We start from the raw sequence: 17,625 nt of genomic DNA on the forward strand, positions 1-17,625 counted from the left end.
AGCCCGTGATGGGTAGGGATACTTCGCTCGGAAAGTGCAGCATCACTCATGCAGCCGGGCTGCGCTATTGGAGAGCGCGAACCGAGTCAGCACTTGCAAACCAGCACAGAAATCAGACAACGACCCGTGGGCCAGTCATTCAATACTCCTCTACCCAATCGAAGCAGGCACAAAAAGGCCGGACTACTTGTCCGGCCTTCGAGGGTCGTTTAAAGGACGCTCTGAATAACGCTGCCCGTGAGCCATAATTCAGGCACCAGTCTTTGAAGAGTCAGTCATGAGCCAACTGAGTTTTTCGGAAGCGGAGTTCAGCGGCAAGCGCAAGCAGACGCGGCGCGAGAAGTTTCTGGGCGAGATGGAGCGTACGGTGCCGTGGGACTATCTTGCAGGCGAGATCGCCAAACATTACCCGAAGGCAGGCAAGCCTGGGCGCCAGCCGTATCCGATCGAGACGATGCTGCGGATTCACTTCATGCAGCAGTGGTTCAACCTGAGCGATCCGGGGATGGAAGATGCGCTGCATGACAGTTTGTCGATCCGGCAGTTCGCGAAGCTGCCGGCAGGCCGAGTGCCTGATGAGACGACGATCTTGAATTTCCGGCATTTGCTGGAGAAGCAAAACATCGCGGAGGAAATCTTCGAAGGAGTGAACCTGCTGCTGCAGGACTATGGATTGATGGTCCGCCGGGGCACGATCGTGGACGCCACGATCATCGAGGCGCCGAGTTCGACGAAGAACGCTGAGGGCGCACGCGATCCTGAGATGCATCAAACCAAGAAGGGCAACACCTACTTCTTCGGGATGAAGGCGCATATTGGCGTGGATCTGCACACGGGGCTGGTGCATTCGGTGGTGGGTACGCCGGCCAACGCGGCCGATGTGACGCAGGCGGCTGGCTTGTTGCACGGAGAAGAGGAACTGGTGTTCGGCGATGCGGGCTACCAGGGTGTGGATAAGCGTGACGAGCACCAGGGCCGAGACGTGCAGTGGTTCATCGCGATGCGCCCGAGCAAGATCGCTCAGATGAAGCGAAGCCTGGCGAAAGCGCAGGTCGAAATCGAACACATGAAGGCCAGCCTGCGGGCCAAGGTGGAGCATCCGTTCCAGGTCATCAAGCGGCAGTTCGGCTATACCAAGACCCGTATCGTGGGCTGGCCAAGAACACTGCGCAGTTGAAGACGCTGTTTGCGCTGTCGAACCTGTGGATGGCGCGCACGCATTTGCTGGCCGCGATGGGAGAGGTGCGTCCATGAGGCGCCCAATGGCCCCGAAAGGGCCGGGTTGCGGTAAGCAGGCCGAAATAAGCCGCTTTATCGGTCATTTCTTTCGCATGTTGAAAGCCAAGCGCGTCGCGGACTTGAAGTCCGCGCCAGGGTCGGGTTGATCAGACTTTCCTTAACGACGAATACTTCGGATCGCCTGCCGTCAGGACCAGATTGCCGTCGACGATGGCTTTGCTGGTGTAGTTCCGCAGATCCACGGCGAGTTGGCTGGCTTCCGCGAAAACCTGTGACTTGAGCGCAAGCTCGGATGGACTGAGGAGAGCATCCGGCATTTCATCAAGGTTGCGTACGGCACGCCCGAAGGCGTCAACCGGGCACCGAATTTGTCGAAGACTGCCTGCTGGGCCAGTTCGATGGCTTTGTGATTGGTTTCATGCATAGGCACTCCAGCAGCCCTGGAGATGTCCGCATTCCGAGGCAGGAAAAGCAAGTTTTCCTTGGCATCCACTTCGTACAGATTTGCTTGAATCAGCGACTGTAGAACAGGACTTTTTCACTGACGCTCTGCTGAAGAGCGTGGTGGCGCTCCATGACTGCCCGTTCCATATGACCAACTCCCATCCAAAATTAATCAATCACTTTTTGATCTTTTGAAAATCGAAACCAGTCACTTTTTCGGAACGTATCGCGCCGACGAAGACATCATCCACGATTGTTTTCAGCGTGGCATGCTGCAGCCGGAATACATGCCGCTGCCCGACAACATCTTCTTTTATAACAGCACTGCGCAATTCAAGATAATTCTTGACAGGTGCGTCATGCTGATAATCGATGTCCGACTTATCTTCGTCCACACAATCGAGGTATTCCACGAAATCACACAGCCAGTAATCCGGCCCAGGTGCTTCGAATTTTTTGTACTCGACGTCTACCTGTTGAAATGCCATCTTCCCCAGGTGAGACTGTTCTAATAGTGTCTTGAGGCGATCCGAAACAAGCCAGCCAAAAATACTGACCATGTATGCGTCCCACAGACGGCCACGCCGCCCGGTTCGGTCAAAAACAAATCGAGGAGTCTCACTGAATTTCAGATTCCGGAACGGGCCTTGTCCGAGACGAGTGCTGGAGAGGATGCTCTCCTCGTTTACCCAGACCCGTGCTGGCGTGCTAGATAGGCCGATCGACTCCATCGTCAGCATAAAATAATCGCGGGTTGAATTTGAATTTTGATTCATGAAGCGCCTCGAAATTCTTTAAATATTCGGCCCTGAAAAATCGGCCTAAACGGATATTGGCTCGATGTGCGCTTGCCGTCACAGGGACGGCGAGAAGGTAATGGCAGCAAATCCGCGCGATGCAAGCGCCAGAATGAGGGCGCAAAAACGCCGTAGCCGGCGCAGCAGCAGGCGGATGTTGTGACCGGCGCCACACAGCACGGCGTGGACCGCATCGCCCAGCGCGCTTTTGAACCAGTTTCTGCCCAGTTTGCCATCGGCCTTCATGTGCCCGATCATCGGTTCGATGGCGCTGCGCCGCTTGATCATCACCTTCAGCCCCCGTGTCAGCCCGCGCCGCTGGCCGGATCTCAGGATCCGCACGCCCGGAACCTCCACCCCACGGTAGCCGCGGTCTATGCCGGCAGTCGTGATCGGATTCTCGGCAATGATCCCTGCCTGCTCCAGCGCCTCGGCCAGCGTGTGCCCATCGTACGGGTTGCCCGGCATCGAGCGCGCACCCACCACGAACCCTTTCTTGAGCGTTGTGGCGATCGACACCTTCACCCCGAACTCGTAGGGCGTTCTGGACTTGCCCTTGCTGATGCACTCCACCTCGGGCGCATGTAGCGCATACAGCTTGTTCTTGTCCTTCGGGCGCTGATCCAGAATCCGCTTGGTGCGCGCCAATCAGGTCTTGCAGCGAGGCCCGCGCCGTCTCCTGCACCCGGTCCATCTGCCGGTCGATGTCCCGCCAGACCCGGCCCACGCGCGAACGCAACGTGCGCAGCGACTTGTTCATCCGCTTGAACTGCCGCGCATGTGCATACCGGCCGATCACCGTCTTGAAGCTGGCCGCGCGCAGCAGTCCGCCGCCCTTGGCTGCCGCCACGGTCGCAGCCAGCAACTCCTCCACTCCCGCCTCGCCCAGACGAGTGCGCCAGCGCGTCAAACTCGACGCGTCGATCGGCGGCTCGGTCTGCAAATAGGTCTCGCCGGTGAATACCTGCCAGTACGGGTTCTCCACCCAGCCCCACACCACGGCCTCGTCCGACAGATCGAACGCGTGTTGCAGGTACAGCAGCCCGGCGATCAACCTCGGCGACGTGGCGGGGCGGCCTCGGACCGATGTGAAACGCGATGCGCACACCGCCTCGATGCGCTGCCAGTCGATCCGCTCGCCCAACTGCACGATCGGATGCCTCAGGTTGATGTGATCCCGCAACGGGTATCCAAACAACTCACCGCTCTGGGCTACTGGCGTCTTCGGGCCCATCTGCACCTCGGCTAAATTTGCAGGAAAACAGGCTCTTATTATCTCGAATCCTGCAAATCCTCACCACCTCCTCTACCCTAAGAACCGCATGAAATAAGGCTCAGAGGGATTGTTCAGGGCCGACTAGGTATCTGACATTTTTAAATAATTATTACTTTTAAATTTATTTCAAAAAACAATTACTACTCAGCAACGCTCGTAGAGCAATACTTTATAAAACCCCACCCATCCATCCCCTCAGACGTGATTCTCTCTTGCAGTACGTCAGAGCAAAAATAAACCACACCTCGTCTGCCGGGATTGTTTTTCGTTCTTGCAATGCTTGGACTTTGCCGCCAAAAATGATGCCCAGCAATAACATTTCCATCCAATACACAAGGGGAATTATCTCTGGATGAAATCGCCCCTGCACTCGCTTCCCGCCCTACCTCACCCATACCCTTGGTGAACCTCGTTTTCTCGATCAGGATAGATTCCAGAAATACGGGGCACACAATCAAGTAATATGTTCCGTAATCAATTTCATCAATATTTCTATCAATACCCTTCAGGTCTATTGACAAAAAATCATGCCGACCAGGCTCCAGTTCTTCGATAATATCTTTCAGTTTTTGACATATCAAGAACGGCCCGATATTCCATCCAATGATGGAAGGGATTCCTCCCGTTACAGGCCGTTCATCCACCCGAAGGACGCGAGGTATTTTCTCGCGCATAGCGCCATCCAGAGACGCCGCAAATATCAAATCTCGTTTTACGAGATCATCCATATCAGGATCAAACTCTTTATTTACCGAGCTATTTTCATCAACACTGGTTGAAATGATATATGGCATTTTTTACCCAGCCGCCCTAAAAAATTAGAGCTTTATAAAATTTGACAGGAATCATAGCCACGACATTTGCCTGGACACTCATCCAGAAAGATTGGAAGAGCCTGCGGCCAAGGGACAATGAGGTAGTCCCACCAAAAAGACGGACGATGGTAATACGAAAGGCAAATGAAAGAATTAAGTTTAGATGACAGAATCGCGTGACTCAATCGTAGTCCCTCGAGGCAAGACATGAAGTCAGCTCGCGCAAGATCGATCACTAAGTCCGGGAATTAACGCAAGAGACGAGGCGCAGCGGCCTCACAGCCCAACGCCGTACCAGGAGCGGGCCGCGCGTCATTGGCGACGTGAACAGAGAATTGACGCGCAACCCAAACACGGGAGTCGTCGAGAAATCAGGCCTCGATGGAAGCACCGGAAGCGAGGGCGATGCCCGCCCTTTAAGAACGCCTTCAATCGACCAGACCAGATCGGTCGTGGCGTTTTTTAGGCGCAAAAAGGCGCCTATCAATCAAGGAGTAGCGGTGCGGATTCCCGCGGGCTCACGGCCGGCCTATTCGTCGAGATGCCGGCCGCCGACGCAGGAACCCTAACCCCGCGCCCGCCAATACTTCACATACTCCCCCACCCCCGCCGTCACATCCCGCATCGCCGCCGCAAACCCCGCCCCGCGCAGCTTCGTGACATCCGCCTGGGTATAGCTCTGATACCTGCCCTTCAAATCATCCGGAAACGCGATATACCGGATGAACCCGGCCTTCACCAGCTCATCCAGCGGCAACGCCACCTCGCCCTGCTCCGCACGCAGCGTATTCACCACAGCCGCCGCCACATCATTGAACGGTTGCGCCCGCCCCGTGCCGCAATTGAACACACCAGACTGCTCGGGATGATCCAGAAAATGCAGATTCACCGCGACCACATCCTCCACCGAGATGAAATCCCGGCTCTGGCCCCCGTCCACATACCCATCCCACCCCGCGAACAGGCGCACATGCCCTTCCGCCAGAAACTGGTTCATGTTGTGGAACGCCACGGACGCCATGCGCCCCTTGTGCTGCTCATGCGGCCCATACACATTGAAGTACCTTAGCCCCACCACCTGCGCGGTCAATCCAGCCTGCATGCGACGCCGCAGCACCTGATCGAACAGCAGCTTCGAATACCCGTAAACATTCAACGGCCCTTCGTTGGCCGGCTCTTCCACATACACCGACGACCCGCCATACACGGCCGCCGACGAGGCATAGATGAACGGCACCTTCCGCGCCTGGCAGAACTCGAACAACTCCAGCGTGACGCGGTAGTTGTTGTCCATCATGTAGTGCCCGTCGCGCTCGGTGGTGTCCGAGCAGGCGCCCTGATGGAACACGGCCTGAATTTCAGGCAGATCGCCGCTATGCACCCGCGCACGAAAATCGTCGCGATCCAGATAATCCGCAATACTGCAATCCACCAGATTGCGAAACTTGTCGCCTTCAGTCAGATCATCCACGGCAATGATGTCCTGGATGCCACGGCGGTTCAGACCGCGCACGATGTTGCTGCCGATGAAACCGGCGGCGCCGGTGACGATGATCATGTCGATTCTCCTGCCAATTCCTCGGCGGTGACGATGGAAGTGCCGAGCTTGCCGACGACGATGCCGCCGGCACGGTTGGCCCACTGCATGGCGTCCAGCCACGGCAGGCCCGCGGCGCGCATCACGGCCAGCGTGGCCAGCACGGTGTCGCCCGCGCCGGACACGTCGAACACTTCGTGCGCTTGCGCATCGACGTGCTCGCGGCCGGCATCATGGAACAAGGTCATGCCCTGCTCGGAGCGCGTGACCAGCAGCGCCTCCAGATCCAGCTCGGCGCGCAGCCGCTGGGCGCGGTCGGTCAGTTCGGATTCCGTATTCCAGCGCCCCACGGCCTGCTGCATTTCGGAACGGTTGGGGGTGACGAGCGTGGCGCCGCGATAGCGCGCGTAATCGTCGCCCTTGGGGTCGACCAGCACCGGCACGCCCCCCGAACGCGCGAGGGCGATCAGGGAAGACACGCGATCCAACGCGCCCTTGGCGTAGTCGGACAGCACGATGACATCGTGGCGGGAAACATGGCGCGCCATGGCGGCGTCGATGCCATCCAGGGCAATCGGCTCGGGATGCTGTTCGAAATCGACGCGCAACAACTGCTGCGCGCGGCCCAGCACGCGCATCTTCAGCGTGGTGGGATGCTCGGTATCCCGGATCAGGTCGGCATCCACGCCGGCCTCGGCCGACATGCGCGCGATGCGGTCGCCCGCCTCGTCCGCGCCGACCACGCCCACCAGGGTGACTTTGGCGCCCAGCGCGGCGATGTTGCGCGCCACGTTGGCGGCGCCGCCCAGGCGATCTTCGCGGCGCGCCACGCGCACCACGGGCACCGGGGCCTCGGGCGAGATGCGGTCGACCTCGCCGAACCAGTAGCGGTCCAGCATGACGTCGCCTACGACCAGCACGCGGCAGCGGCTGACGGCGGCGGTGGGGAATTGCAGGGTCATTGAAGTTCTTCCAGGCGGCGCGGTGCGTAGGTTTCCCAGGCGTTGCAGCCGGGGCATTGCCAGTAGAAGCGGCGCGGCTGGAAGCCGCAGGACCGGCAGGAATAGCGGTCCAGGCGCTGCGTATGCTTGTGGATCAGGCTGCGCAAGAGGCCCAGGTCGCCCCCCGGCACGGCGGCATCCTTGGGCGCGTCGGCCGGCGTGGCCAGTTCGGCTTCGAGCAGCCGGTCCAGGCCCAGCAGCGAGGGATGGTGGCGCATGGCCTCGCGGGCGAAGGTCCAGGCCGGGCCGCCGCCCTGCTGCACGCGCAGCTCGCGGAACACCACGTTGAACAGGTCCAGCGAGGCATGGCGCTCGTACTGGCGGCGCAGGGCTTCCAGGCCCTCGGCCGGCTGGCCCGCATTGCGGTAGTTGGCCAGCAGCGATTCGGCGACCAGGCCGGCGAACTCGGGCGCATCGGACAGCACCGAGCCCAGGTACAGGCGTTCGGCCTTGGGATCGTTCTCGATGGCCGCCAGCCTGGCCCGCAGCATGGCGATGCGCACCCGGCCGCCCTTGGGCGCATGGCCGGCCTGCTCGGCGGACCGCGCGGCGTTGTCGGCGGCGTCCAGCGCGGAATGGGCCGTTTCCAGATCGGGGGCCGGCTTGGCGCCCAGCGCCGTCTGGGCCTGTTCGCAATGGTAATGCACGATCTGCGGCACCGGCTCGTCGGCCAGGGCCTGCAGGTTCTTGACGGCCTCGATGGCGCGGCCCCAGTCGTGCTCGGACTCGTAGATGCGGATCAGCGAGCGCAGCGCAGGCAGCGCATAGCGCGTGTCCTTCAATTGGCCGAAGGCGTTCTCGGCGCGGTCCAGCATGCCGGCCTTCAGGAAGTCCTGCGCCAGCTCGTGCTGGGCATTCTCGCGGTCGGCCACCGCCAGGTCGGAGCGGTTGAGCAGGCTCTGGTGCACGCGGATGGCGCGCTCCATCTCGCCGCGCCGCCGGAACAGGCTGCCCAGCGCGAAGTGCAGCTCGGTGGTTTCGGGATCGAGCTTGGCGACCTCGACGAAAGCGTCGATGGCGCGGTCAGGCTCTTCGTTGAGCAGGAAATTCAGGCCGCGGAAATACGAATCGGGCAGCGTGCGCGTCTCGCGCAGCATCTGCCTGAAATCGAATCGCGCCGCCAGCCAGCCCAATGCGAACAGCAGGGGCAGGAAAATCAACCACCAGGGTTCAAAATCCACGTTTCGGACTCGTGCGGGAAATCAGACGGACAGGGCGAAAGGCCGCTTACAGCGGCGACATGGGCGCCACGGACTCGGGCGCAACCGTTGCCGGGGCGGGCGCCGGGCCGCCGTTCACCTGCGCCTGCAGGCGATCGACCTCGCGGCGCAGGCGGATGGCCTCGCGGCGGCGGCGCATGGTGGCAGGCACGCTGAGCAGCAGGCCGAACAGGGCGCCGACCACGAAGGCAGCCAGCATCACCACGATCAAGGGAACGTTCTGCACGACGTAATCGGCGTAGAACTTGACGGCGACGGGCTCGGTGTTCTTGAGGGCGAACATCAACACCGCAACGAAAACCAGCAGCCGCAGGGCCCAGACGAGATAGCGCATGGCGCGATGCTCCTAGAAAATCGAGACATAGATTGTAAGCGCAAGCCGCCGCGCGTTGCCCGGACGGGTGCGTTTATGATGGATCCGCCCGCGGCGCATGGCCCGCTGCCCTGCTTTTTGCATCCCCCTACTGTCCGCACCACAACCAGAGGTCGCCTTGAAAACTCACAAGATCGCAGTCATTCCCGGAGACGGAATCGGCAAGGAAGTCATGCCCGAAGGCGTGCGCGCGCTGGAAGCCACCGCCAGGCGTTTTGGCATCCAGTTGGAACTCAAGCACATCGATTGGGCCAGTTGCGACTACTACGCCAAGCATGGCGACATGATGCCGCCCGACTGGTACGACCAGCTGAAAGACTGCGAGGCGCTGTTCTTCGGCGCGGTGGGCTGGCCCGACACGGTGCCCGACCATATCTCGCTATGGGGCTCGCTGCTGAAATTCCGCCGCCAGTTCGACGAGTACGTGAACCTGCGCCCGGTGCGCCTGATGCCCGGCGTGCCCTCGCCGCTGGCCGGCCGCAAGCCCGGCGACATCGATTTCTACGTGGTGCGCGAGAACACCGAAGGCGAATATTCGTCGGTGGGCGGCCGCATGTTCGAGGGCACCGAACAGGAATTCGTGCTGCAGGAGTCCATCTTCACGCGCCGCGGCACCGACCGCATCCTGAAGTACGCCTTCGACCTGGCGCAAAGCCGCCCCAAGAAGCACCTGACCTCGGCCACCAAGTCCAACGGCATCTCGATCAGCATGCCCTACTGGGACGAACGCGTCGAAGCCATGGCGAAGCACTATCCGGACGTGCGCTGGGACAAGTATCACGTCGACATCCTGGCCGCGCGCTTCGTCCTCAGCCCGGAACGCTTCGACGTGGTGGTGGCCTCGAACCTGTTCGGCGACATCCTGTCCGACCTGGGCCCGGCGTGCACCGGCACCATCGGCATCGCCCCGTCGGCCAACCTGAACCCCGAGCGCAAGTTCCCTTCGCTGTTCGAGCCCGTGCACGGTTCGGCCCCGGACATCTACGGCAAGAACATCGCCAACCCCATCGGCATGATCTGGTCGGGCGCGATGATGCTGGATTTCCTGGGCCACGGCGAGGGCAAGTACCGCGAGGCGCACGACACCCTCCTGCGCGCCATCGAGAAGACGCTGCTGGACGGCGACGTCACCCCCGACCTGGGGGGCCGCGCCTCGACCACCGAGGCCGGCCTGGCCATCGCCCGCGCGATCGAGGCGGTTTGATCGCTCCGATGGCCTGATCCCAACGGCCGGGCCATGCCGCACCGCCGGGCCGCCGATGCCCGGCGCACCTGTCCCTGCCCGCTCGGCGCAGTCAAGTTCCCTTTCCCACCATGCCCGCACCACGCTGGTGCAGGTTGCCGTCTCAGGCAATTCCCACGAGAGCAAATTTTCGCCTCACTGTAACGATCAGTGTCTAATTCCCACACTATCGTTTACGATCGCGTGAGGCATCACAGCACGGATCGTCCGCAGCGTCCTCGCGTAGGAAATCACCTCATGAAAGTCCGCTTTCACCTGCTGCCTACCCTGCTGCTGGGCGCGTTCGTGCTGGCACTGACGACGGTCATGATCGTGTTCTCCATGTCCAAGCTGCGCAAGCTGTCCGAGGACAGCGCCAGCACGGTGTTCTCGCTGATCGCCCAGCGCAACGCCGACCAGTTGCAGGCCGTGCTGACCAACGCCGCAAGCGTGGTGGACGCGCAGTCGGTGCTGCTGCCGCGGCAGGTGCTGAGCGAAGGCAGGATCAACGAGACCACGCTGGTGCCCGCGCTGATGGCCTCCCTGCGCGCGCATCCCCGTATCTACAGCCTGTACTACGGTTTCGGCGACGGCGCGTTCCTGCAGGTGATCGGCGTGCGCGGCGACATCCGTATCGCCGACCGCATCCATGCGCCGGCGGGCACGTTCTACGCCATCCGCCTGATCGATCCCGCCGCGCGTACCGAGACGTACCGTTTCCTGGCCAGCAACGAGAAGGAGTTGGGCGCGCAGGTCAACGCGGCCACCTATGTGCCGAGCTCGCGTCCCTGGTACGACAGCGCGCTGGCCGCACCCGGCGTGCACATCACCGATCCCTACGTCTACGACTCGCTGCAGGGCCTGGGCCTGACGCTGTCGCGCGCGTTGCGCGAAGGCAATGGCGTGTTCGGCGCCGATGTCTCGCTGGGCGACCTGGAAAGCTTCGCCGCGGACTCGCTGGAAGGCCGCGACGGCGGCATCCTGATCACGGACGACCGGGGCCGCGTGCTGGCCGCGCACGCCAGCCCCAATTTCAACGTCCCCCAGGTCGACGCCACGCAACTGGCCTCGCGCTCCACCAACCCGCTGTTCATGCAGGCGGCGCAATTGCTGCGGCAGACCGGCACGCAGATCATCAACGTGGACGGCGCCGACCTGGCCTACGCCAGCCGCTCAGTGGCCATCACCCCCAGCACCGCCATCCATGTCGTCGCCTTCGCCCCGATGGGCCTGTACACAGGAGCGGTGGATACGGCGCGCAACGGCCTGCTGCTCTACGGCCTGGTCATCCTGGGCGTGTGCCTGCCGCTCACTTACCTGGTGGCCCGGCGCATCTCCGTCGCGCTGGAACGGCTGGCCGCCGAAGCCGAACGCATCCAGCGCCTGGATTTCGGCGGCGAACGCACGGTGCACTCGGTCTTCCACGAGATCGATCTGCTGGGGCAGGCGCAGCACACGATGAAGACGGCCATCCGGCAACGCACGGAAGCGCTCGACGCCGCGCGCGTCAATCTGCAGGGCCTGCTGGACAGCGGCATGCAGCTGTCCTCGCGGCGCAGCCGGGACAAGGTGCTGCGGCAGATTCTCGAAAGCGCGTGCCAGCTGGCGCATGCGCATGCCGGCCAGTTCTGGCTGCGCACCGGCCCGGACACGCTGCAACTGGCCGCGCATGCGTTCGAGGACAATCACGACTGGCCCACCCCCGCCCTGCACGTGTCCTCGGAGGACACGCCGCTGGACCCCTGTGTGTGGGCGCTGGCGCACAAGCGGCCGCTGCGGCTGGATAGTTCGGTCCACGAATTCGACCTGGGCGTGCAGCGCCTGCTGCCGGGCGGCGCACCCAGCGCGTTGCTGGCGGTGCCGGTGCTGGCCCGGGGCGACAAGCCGCTGGGCGTGCTGGTGCTGTCCGACCACGGCGAGCGCCGGGGCACGGGCTTCAACGCCGATACGGTACGCTACGCCCAGACCCTGGCGGCGCAGGCTGGCATCGCGCTGGAAAATCTGAACCTCATCGCCTCGCAGCGCGAGCTGATGGACTCGATACTGCAACTGATCGCCGGCGCCATCGATGCCAAGAGCGCCTATACGGGCGCGCATTGCGCGCGCGTGCCCGAGCTGGCCCGCATGCTGGCCGAAGAAGCCTGCGAGGTGAAGAGCGGCCCCCTGGCCGACTTCCGCTTCGAGACCGACGACGAATGGCGCGAGTTCCGCATCGGCACCTGGCTGCACGATTGCGGCAAGGTCACCACGCCGGAGCACGTGGTGGACAAGGCCACCAAGCTGGAAACCATCTACAACCGCATCCACGAGATCCGCACCCGCTTCGAGGTGCTGCTGCGCGACGCCGAGATCCAGCGCCTGCAATCGCTGCTGTCGGGCGCCGATGCCGCTGGCGCGCAGCGCGACTACGAGCACCTGTGCGCGCAGTTGCACGAAGACTATGCCTTCATCGCCCAGTGCAACATCGGCGGCGAAGCCTCTGCGCCCGGCACGGTCGAACGGCTGCGCGAGATCGGCGAACGCACCTGGCTGCGCTATTTCGATGACCGCATCGGCCTGTCCCATGCCGAACGGGAGCGCATGGCGAATCTGCCCGTGCCCGAGCTGCCGGTACGCGAACACCTGCTGGCCGACCGGCCCGAGCACGTCGTGCCACGCACCGACCGCAACCGCTACGACGAGCGCTACGGCTTCCGCATGGAAGTGCCCAAGGACCTGTACAACTTCGGCGAGCTGCACAACCTGGCCATCGAGCGCGGCACGCTGACGCCGGAAGAGCGCTTCAAGATCAACGAGCACATCATCCAGACCATCGTGATGCTGGATCAATTGCCGCTGCCGCCCAACCTGCGGCGCGTGCCCGAGTACGCGGGCACGCACCACGAAACGCTGATGGGTACGGGCTATCCGCGCCGGCTGCGCGGCGACCAACTGTCGATTCCGGCGCGCATCATGGCCATCGCCGACATCTTCGAGGCGCTCACGTCTTCCGACCGCCCCTACAAGAAGGCCAAGCCGCTGTCCGAGGCCGTGCATATCCTGGCGGGCTTCCGCGACCGCGGGCACATCGACAGCGAGCTGTTCAAGCTGTTCCTGACCTCGGGGGTATTCCAGCGCTACGCGGAAACTTATCTTGCGCCGGAGCAGATCGACCCGGTGGACGTGGCTTCGTATCTGGTGGAGCCGCAGTCGGCGGGTTGACTGACCGCCGCCGGGCACGGCCGGATGCGACCGTCCAGGCCAGTTCGGCCGGCAGCTGCGGGCACCCGCAGCCCGCCCCAAAGACAGAAAGCCCTCCAGAGGGAGGGCTTTCGCGGATGTTGCCGGGTCGAAGTGCTTCAGTCAGTGCATCGCATGCATGTCCATCGTCGAGGCCTGCGGATCGGAATCCGCAGCACCCGACGCGGCCGCGCCGTCCCGCTCGCTGGCAACCAGATCCACGCGTTCGCGTAGTTCCTTGCCGGCCTTGAAGTGCGGCACCTGCTTACCAGGCACCAGCACTTGTTCGCCCGACTTGGGGTTGCGCCCGATCCTTGGCGACCGTTGCGACAACGAAAAGCTGCCGAAACCACGGATCTCGATGCGTTGACCCGAGGCCAGGGCCTGGGTCATCGCGTCAAGCATGGTCTTGACGGCGTAATCGGTGTCGCGGGCGGCCAACTGGGGATAGCGGGCCGCCAGCGCGGCGATCAGCTCCGACTTGGTCACTTATCAACCGTCGTTACGCTGTTGGTCCAGCTTGGCCTTCAGCAGGGCGCCCAGGTTGGTGGTGCCCGACGAAGCGCTGGCATCCGACATGCGTTGGATGGTTTCAGCGGTTTCGGCGTTGTCGCGAGCCTTGATCGACAGCTGGATCGAACGCGCCTTGCGGTCGACGTTGATGATCATGGCTTCGACGTTCTCGCCGGCCTTCAGCACGGTGGTGGCGTCTTCGACACGGCCAGCCGAGATTTCGGAAGCGCGCAGGTAGCCTTCGACGTCCACGGACAGGGTGATGACGGCGCCCTTGGCTTCGACCGACTTGATCGTGCCCGGAACGACGGCGCCCTTGTCATAGGTAGCCACGAAGTTGTTGAAGGGATCGCCTTCCAGCTGCTTGATGCCCAGCGAGATGCGTTCCTTGTCGGTGTCGATGCCCAGGACCACGGCTTCGAGCTCGTCGCCCTTCTTGAAGTTGCGCACGGCTTCTTCGCCGGTTTCCGTCCACGACAGGTCGGACAGGTGGACCAGGCCATCGATGCCGCCGGGCAGGCCGACGAACACGCCGAAGTCGGTGATCGACTTGATGGCGCCGCGGACCTTGTCGCCACGCTTGAAGTTGGTGGCGAACTCTTCCCACGGGTTCTGGCGGCACTGCTTCATGCCCAGCGAGATACGGCGGCGGTCTTCGTCGATCTCCAGGACCATGACTTCGACTTCTTCGCCCAGGGTGACAACCTTGCGCGGATCGACGTTCTTGTTGGTCCAGTCCATTTCGGAGACGTGCACCAGGCCTTCGATGCCGGCTTCGACTTCCACGAACGCGCCGTAGTCGGTCAGGTTGGTGACCTTGCCGAACAGACGGGTGCCCTGCGGGTAGCGACGGGCCAGGCCCACCCACGGATCTTCGCCCAATTGCTTGACGCCCAGCGAGACGCGGCTCTTTTCCTGGTCGAACTTGAGGACCTTGGCTTCGACTTCCTGACCCACTTGCAGGACTTCGGACGGGTGACGCACGCGGCGCCATGCCATGTCGGTGATGTGCAGCAGGCCGTCGATGCCACCCAGGTCCACGAACGCGCCGTAGTCGGTGATGTTCTTGACCACGCCCTTGACCACGGCACCTTCGTGCAGGGTTTCGAGCAGCTTCTGGCGCTCTTCGCCCATGCTGGCTTCCAGCACCTGGCGGCGCGACAGCACGACGTTGTTGCGCTTGCGGTCCAGCTTGATGACCTTGAATTCCAGGGTCTTGCCTTCGTACGGCGTCGTGTCCTTGACGGGGCGCAGGTCGACCAGCGAGCCCGGCAGGAACGCGCGGATGCCGTTGGTCATGACGGTCAGGCCGCCCTTGACCTTGCCGGTGATGGTGCCGGTCACCAGCTCGCCGTTCTCGAGCGCGGTTTCCAGTTGCAGCCAGGCCGACAGGCGCTTGGCGCGGTCACGCGACAGGATGGTGTCGCCGTAGCCGTTTTCCAGCGAGTCGATGGCCACCGAGACGTAGTCGCCGGGCTGGACTTCGAGTTCGCCCTGGTCGTTCAGGAACTCTTCCAGGGGAACCAGCGCCTCGGACTTCAGGCCGGCGTTGACGACCACGAAGTTGTGGTCGATGCGAACGACTTCAGCGCTGATGACCTCACCGGACTTCATGTCCTGGTTCTTGAGGCTCTCGGCGAAAAGGGCGGCAAAGCTTTCGCCGCCAAAGTCGGAAGTGGAAACGGAAGACATTAGGTTATGCGTCCATGGCCAAAATGGCCGGGTTGAATACACGCCAAGGCGGATTGCCCGCCCCAGCGGAGTGAAAGAAACCTGCCGGCATCACGCATGCTTGCGGGGTGGTCCCGTGGGTATGCGCGCTTGGCCGCCAGGGCCTACAGCTGAGACTACAGAATGGGGATACTCGGTACTGCTCTTGCAAGGGAACGCATTACCGTTCCGCCTGCCCTGCCCGCGCATGCCAGTGATCCAGCACGGCCTGCACCGTTTGCTCGATCGTGAGATGCGACGAATCGAGCTCCTGGGCATCCGCCGCGGCAACCAGCGGCGCGGCGGCGCGTTGCGAGTCGCGCGCATCGCGTGCACGCAAATCTTCAAGCACCTTAAAGAGCAGGTCGTCAATATTAGCCGGATTTCCCTTGTCGATCAACTGCTTACAACGCCTCTGCGCCCTGGCTTCAACATCGGCCACCAGAAATATCTTCAATTCGGCGTCCGGGAAGACCACCGTACCCATGTCGCGGCCGTCGGCCACCAGGCCCGGCGCCTGGCGGAAAGCCCGCTGGCGGTCCAGCAGCGCCTCGCGCAGGGCCGGATAGGCGGCGATGCGCGAGGCCAGGTTGCCGACCTGCTCCTGGCGGATGACTTCGGTGACTTCCTGGCCTTCCAGCAGGATGGACTCGCCCTCGAAGCGCACGTCCAGCGTGCGCGCCGCCTCGGCCAGCGCCGGGGCGTCGTCGGGGGAAATACCGCGGTTGAGGGCGACCAGGGCGGTCAGCCGGTACAGCGCGCCGCTGTCGAGCACCGTCCAGCCCAGGGCGTCGGCGACGCGATGGGCGATGGTGCCCTTGCCCGAGGCGGTGGGGCCATCGATGGCAATGACCGGTACGGCGCCGGCTGATGGCGCCACGGGGGATTGATTCATGCGAATCCCTCTGTCGATTCAGGAGCTGACCAGGCTCGCGTAGACGTCGAAATAGCCGGGGAACGTCTTGCTGACGCAGCCCGGGTCCAGGATGCGCACCGCGGCCGGGCCGAACGCGGCCAGCGAGAAGCACATGGCCATGCGATGGTCGTCCCAGGTGCCGATGTGCGCATCGCGCCATTGGCCCGGCGCCGGCGGCGTGACCCGCAGCCAATCCGGCCCCGACTCCACCCGCGCGCCCAGCTTGGCCAGTTCGGTGTGCATGGCGTGGATGCGGTCGGTCTCCTTGACACGCCAGCTGCCGATGTTGCGCAGGCGGCACGGACCGTCGGCATACAGGGCCAGGGCCGCGGCCGTCATGGCGGCGTCGGGGATCAGGTTGAAATCGGCGTCGAACGCGCGCAGGCGTTCGCCCTGGGCCACCCGCACGCCGCTGGACTGCAGCCAGCCGTCGCCGGATTCGATCGTAGCGCCCATGGCGCGCAATGTCTCGGTGAAAGCGACGTCGCCCTGGATGCTGCCGGCATCCACGCCGGTGACGCGCAGCGGACCGCCGCCGATGGCGCCCAGCGCCAGGAAGTACGACGCGGTGGACGCGTCGCCCTCGACCGCGATGCGGCCTGGGCTGCGGTAGACCGCGCCGGCCGCCACGGTGAAGCGCTGCCAGCCGTCTCGCCGCACGGGCACGCCGTAGCGCGCCATCAGGTTCAGCGTGATCTCGATGTAGGGCTTGGAGATGAGTTCGCCGATGACCTCGATGACGACGTCCTTGCCCGTGGCGCGCGCCAGCAGCGGCGAGGCCAGCAGCAGCGCGGTCAGGAACTGGCTGGAGACGCTGCCCTGCACCCGCACCGGGGCATCGGCGCGCGGCGCGCCCGCCTTGATGTGCAGCGGCGGATAGCCTGCCTGGCCCAGGTAATCGACCTCGGCCCCCAGGCTGCGCAGCGCGTCGACCAGGTCGCCGATGGGACGCTCGTGCATGCGCGGCACGCCCGACAGGCGGTAATCGCCGCCCATCAGCGCCAGCGCGGCGGTCAGCGGACGGAACGCGGTGCCCGCATTGCCCAGGAACAGTTCGGCCTGGCGCGTGGGAAAGCGCATGGCGCCGCCCACCGTGACGTGGCCCTCGCCCTTGTCGTCGACCCGCACGCCCAGCTGGCGCAGCGCGGCCAGCATGACGCGCGTGTCGTCGGAATCGAGCAGGCCGGTGATGTCGGTCACGCCCTCGGCCAGCGCCGCCAGCAGCAGCACGCGGTTGGATATGCTCTTGGACCCCGGCAGGGCCACCTCGCCGCGCGCCTGCGCGGCATGAGGCAGGTCGAGATGGTCGGCTTCAGTCATGGTAGGTCCTTGGGTGTCGCTGC

14 protein-coding genes and 1 pseudogene are annotated in these 17,625 nt (G+C 63.3%); 3 read left to right on the plus strand and 12 right to left on the minus strand.

What is annotated here, in order from left to right; translation table 11 throughout:
- Nucleotides 1–277 precede the first annotated feature (277 nt).
- Nucleotides 278–1,254, plus strand: a protein-coding gene (locus A6745_RS27760; RefSeq protein WP_231885956.1) for an IS5 family transposase whose coding sequence is annotated in 2 segments (ribosomal slippage) — nucleotides 278–1,142 and nucleotides 1,142–1,254 — 978 coding nt in all. Because the reading frame shifts where the segments join, the coding sequence is not laid out codon by codon here.
- Between the two features lie 131 nt (nucleotides 1,255–1,385).
- On the opposite strand, the gene A6745_RS28635 is transcribed toward A6745_RS27760, so the two are convergent.
- The 8 genes and pseudogenes from A6745_RS28635 to A6745_RS09240 form a co-directional block, all read right to left on the minus strand.
- A complete protein-coding gene (locus A6745_RS28635; protein WP_156513336.1) occupies nucleotides 1,386–1,556 on the minus strand; it encodes a hypothetical protein in 171 nt (56 codons plus the stop codon).
- A 303-nt stretch (nucleotides 1,557–1,859) separates the two neighbouring features.
- Nucleotides 1,860–2,459, minus strand: a complete 600-nt coding sequence (locus tag A6745_RS27765) for an imm11 family protein (RefSeq protein ID WP_082852987.1) — start codon at nucleotides 2,457–2,459, stop codon at nucleotides 1,860–1,862.
- Nucleotides 2,460–2,537: 78 nt separating this feature from the next.
- A pseudogene (locus tag A6745_RS09215) lies at nucleotides 2,538–3,714 on the minus strand (transposase).
- 182 nt (nucleotides 3,715–3,896) lie between these two features.
- A complete protein-coding gene (locus tag A6745_RS28640) occupies nucleotides 3,897–4,550 on the minus strand; it encodes an imm11 family protein (RefSeq protein WP_156513337.1) in 654 nt (217 codons plus the stop codon).
- A gap of 586 nt (nucleotides 4,551–5,136) precedes the next feature.
- The gene (gene rfaD, locus A6745_RS09225; RefSeq protein ID WP_066126121.1) at nucleotides 5,137–6,129 is read right to left on the minus strand and encodes an ADP-glyceromanno-heptose 6-epimerase; all 993 of its coding nucleotides are present in this window, start codon (nucleotides 6,127–6,129) and stop codon (nucleotides 5,137–5,139) included.
- A complete protein-coding gene (gene rfaE1 / locus A6745_RS09230; RefSeq protein WP_066126123.1) occupies nucleotides 6,126–7,070 on the minus strand; it encodes a D-glycero-beta-D-manno-heptose-7-phosphate kinase in 945 nt (314 codons plus the stop codon). Before rfaE1 ends, rfaD begins: the two co-directional genes overlap by 4 nt.
- On the minus strand, nucleotides 7,067–8,290 hold the full coding sequence (lapB, locus tag A6745_RS09235) for a lipopolysaccharide assembly protein LapB (RefSeq protein WP_066126125.1): 1,224 nt from the start codon (nucleotides 8,288–8,290) through the stop codon (nucleotides 7,067–7,069). The genes rfaE1 and lapB overlap by 4 nt, the downstream gene beginning before the upstream one ends.
- A gap of 46 nt (nucleotides 8,291–8,336) precedes the next feature.
- Nucleotides 8,337–8,663, minus strand: coding sequence for a LapA family protein (locus A6745_RS09240; protein ID WP_066126127.1), 327 nt, complete (start codon nucleotides 8,661–8,663; stop codon nucleotides 8,337–8,339).
- A gap of 157 nt (nucleotides 8,664–8,820) precedes the next feature.
- Between A6745_RS09240 and A6745_RS09245 the strand changes: the two genes are divergently transcribed.
- The gene (locus A6745_RS09245; RefSeq protein ID WP_066126129.1) at nucleotides 8,821–9,906 is read left to right on the plus strand and encodes a tartrate dehydrogenase; all 1,086 of its coding nucleotides are present in this window, start codon (nucleotides 8,821–8,823) and stop codon (nucleotides 9,904–9,906) included.
- Nucleotides 9,907–10,182: 276 nt separating this feature from the next.
- Entirely contained in the window at nucleotides 10,183–13,125 is a 2,943-nt protein-coding gene (locus tag A6745_RS09250; protein ID WP_082852988.1) for an HD domain-containing phosphohydrolase, read from the plus strand.
- A 141-nt stretch (nucleotides 13,126–13,266) separates the two neighbouring features.
- Here the strand turns inward: A6745_RS09250 and A6745_RS09255 are convergent, their stop codons facing one another.
- The 4 genes from A6745_RS09255 to aroA form a co-directional block, all read right to left on the minus strand.
- Entirely contained in the window at nucleotides 13,267–13,632 is a 366-nt protein-coding gene (locus tag A6745_RS09255) for an integration host factor subunit beta (RefSeq protein ID WP_066126131.1), read from the minus strand.
- 3 nt (nucleotides 13,633–13,635) lie between these two features.
- Complete coding sequence (rpsA, locus tag A6745_RS09260) at nucleotides 13,636–15,348, minus strand: 30S ribosomal protein S1 (RefSeq protein WP_066126134.1); 1,713 nt, start codon at nucleotides 15,346–15,348, stop codon at nucleotides 13,636–13,638.
- A 199-nt stretch (nucleotides 15,349–15,547) separates the two neighbouring features.
- Nucleotides 15,548–16,261 (minus strand): (d)CMP kinase, encoded by a 714-nt coding sequence (cmk, locus tag A6745_RS09265; RefSeq protein ID WP_066126136.1) that lies wholly within the window; start codon nucleotides 16,259–16,261, stop codon nucleotides 15,548–15,550.
- Between the two features lie 18 nt (nucleotides 16,262–16,279).
- Nucleotides 16,280–17,602 (minus strand): 3-phosphoshikimate 1-carboxyvinyltransferase, encoded by a 1,323-nt coding sequence (gene aroA, locus A6745_RS09270; RefSeq protein ID WP_066126138.1) that lies wholly within the window; start codon nucleotides 17,600–17,602, stop codon nucleotides 16,280–16,282.
- Nucleotides 17,603–17,625: the final 23 nt, after the last annotated feature.

It is taken from the genome of Bordetella ansorpii (genome assembly GCF_900078705.1).
GTDB classification, from domain to species: domain Bacteria; phylum Pseudomonadota; class Gammaproteobacteria; order Burkholderiales; family Burkholderiaceae_B; genus Bordetella; species Bordetella ansorpii_A.

Coding starts and splice junctions, on each gene's coding strand:
- rfaD (WP_066126121.1), bottom strand. CDS start 6,129: ATGATCATCGTCACCGGCGCCGCCGGTTTCATCGGCAGCAACATCGTG.
- A6745_RS09240 (WP_066126127.1), bottom strand. CDS start 8,663: ATGCGCTATCTCGTCTGGGCCCTGCGGCTGCTGGTTTTCGTTGCGGTG.
- A6745_RS28635 (WP_156513336.1), bottom strand. CDS start 1,556: ATGCCGGATGCTCTCCTCAGTCCATCCGAGCTTGCGCTCAAGTCACAG.
- A6745_RS09250 (WP_082852988.1), top strand. CDS start 10,183: ATGAAAGTCCGCTTTCACCTGCTGCCTACCCTGCTGCTGGGCGCGTTC.
- cmk (WP_066126136.1), bottom strand. CDS start 16,261: ATGAATCAATCCCCCGTGGCGCCATCAGCCGGCGCCGTACCGGTCATT.
- rfaE1 (WP_066126123.1), bottom strand. CDS start 7,070: ATGACCCTGCAATTCCCCACCGCCGCCGTCAGCCGCTGCCGCGTGCTG.
- A6745_RS27765 (WP_082852987.1), bottom strand. CDS start 2,459: ATGAATCAAAATTCAAATTCAACCCGCGATTATTTTATGCTGACGATG.
- rpsA (WP_066126134.1), bottom strand. CDS start 15,348: ATGTCTTCCGTTTCCACTTCCGACTTTGGCGGCGAAAGCTTTGCCGCC.
- A6745_RS28640 (WP_156513337.1), bottom strand. CDS start 4,550: ATGCCATATATCATTTCAACCAGTGTTGATGAAAATAGCTCGGTAAAT.
- aroA (WP_066126138.1), bottom strand. CDS start 17,602: ATGACTGAAGCCGACCATCTCGACCTGCCTCATGCCGCGCAGGCGCGC.